1 tRNA gene and 2 pseudogenes are annotated in these 1641 nt (G+C 34.2%); 2 read left to right on the top strand and 1 reads right to left on the bottom strand.

The features are described from left to right. Positions 1–68 precede the first annotated feature (68 nt). Both OZD63_RS01820 and OZD63_RS01815 read left to right on the top strand, forming a co-directional pair. A pseudogene (locus tag OZD63_RS01820) lies at positions 69–401 on the top strand (phage BR0599 family protein); the annotation flags it as partial. A 31-nt stretch (positions 402–432) separates the two neighbouring features. Further along, a tRNA-Ser gene (locus tag OZD63_RS01815) sits at positions 433–519 on the top strand. 106 nt (positions 520–625) lie between these two features. Here OZD63_RS01815 and OZD63_RS06240 read toward each other — a convergent pair. Then, positions 626–1540, bottom strand: a pseudogene (locus OZD63_RS06240) (IS5 family transposase). Positions 1541–1641: the final 101 nt, after the last annotated feature.

The raw sequence follows: 1641 nt of genomic DNA, 5'->3' as shown, positions 1-1641 counted from the left end.
ACACCAGCTTGCAAATGATTGTCCTTTCCTTCATTTCTCTCCCATTACGAAGATTTTAAACAGGTTCTAAAGCCGATACTAAAAAATTTAGTAAAATAAGTACAATCACTAAAGTAATAGATGAAAGAAGATTTGAAGACACGAATTTAACTGAGAGTGATGAATATTATAAGCACGGAGTAGTAAAATTCTTTGGCTCAATAGCGTTTGAAGGTGTAGTAAAAGAATATAAAAATAAAGTAGTTACGTTGTTTACTTCGCCTCCATACCAAATTTTTGCTGGAGATAAATATTCAATACTCGCAGGTTGCGATAAAACATTTCCAACTTGCAGAAGCAAGTTTAACAATACTGTGAATTTTCGTGGTGAACCCTATATACCAGGTTTTTATATTGTTTAGCAGTACAATTTTCAATATTATGAATAAGCATGGAAAGGTGGCTGAGTGGTCTAAAGCACACGCTTGGAAAGCGTGCACATATGAAAATATGTCGGGGGTTCGAATCCCCCCTTTTCCGTATGTTACTTCTAGAATGGTATAAAACCCCCGGTCGCGCACACAACTGTACGAACATTGTAATATGGTACAATGTTACAACTATGCGGTGGTAATTTAAGATAAATTCATGTAGCCATTTCAAATTTAGCCATACCAATGTCAGTAAATTGATTAAGCAAATAACACTTGAGTAGCAGTTCCTTCCCACGATTAATTTCAGATTTGTTCCGAAAATTAAACCCGAATGTTTGTTTCAGTCGCGAGAAAAAACTTTCTACATAAGATCTTTTTCCGTAGTTTGTTTGCCTTTTCCACCTCTTCATTCCATCTTCGCTGTATGACTTTATTAGTCTAGTTGCAGCATTTCTCTCTGCCATACTTTGGATGCTCTGCTGCATTGTTTTTTTGGAGGAATTTTTGTCTTTATGCAGCATTCATCACACAATTTATAGAGTTTATGTCTGTCATATGCTCTGTCTGCATATAGTGCTTTTATGGCATGCTGAAAATTAACTCCTTTGAGTAAATCGCAAGCTCCATAGTGATCAGACCGTTACTGTATTCTGCAGCTATGGCTTTTTTGCTGTTTATATTCAACATTACATGCAATTTTCTTGTCTGTTCATAGCCACGATATTTTCTGTCAGCGCTATTTTCCTTGCTGTGTGTTGTTATAAATGCTGATGCTTGTGCTATCTATGGCAATTTCGATATCTTCCATATTATTTTTATCAATTCTGCAATCATTGATCTTAATATTAAGTTTTTTTTGAAGCTTGCGAATAGCTGATAACTGCCAAATCTCTTCCTATTTGCTGCAAATATCCTTTTATAAACCCGACTGTTTGTCTTAAGCCAATTCTAAAAAGATTAACGATTATATGCACTAAAATCACAACTTTATCACTATAAATATAGTTGCCGCCCTGCATTTTTGGACTATTTTCATACCAATTTTCGATAGCTTTATCGATGTAACGAAAAATATTTCCTCTTTTTTCTAGAAATTTGTTAGAACCTGTTAAGGATCTCGAAAATATGAGGTAAAATAAGCATAGTTAAGAAAGAGGTATATCTATGCAAAAAAGCTATCCAAGAGATATAAGTAAAGAACAATTTGAAAAAATTAGACCAATACTGG

The sequence above is a fragment of the Wolbachia endosymbiont of Drosophila leontia genome (genome assembly GCF_028981785.1).
GTDB classification, from domain to species: domain Bacteria; phylum Pseudomonadota; class Alphaproteobacteria; order Rickettsiales; family Anaplasmataceae; genus Wolbachia; species Wolbachia pipientis.
The sequence above is the reverse complement of the archived record's forward strand: the minus strand, read 5'-3'. Positions and strand labels throughout refer to the sequence as shown.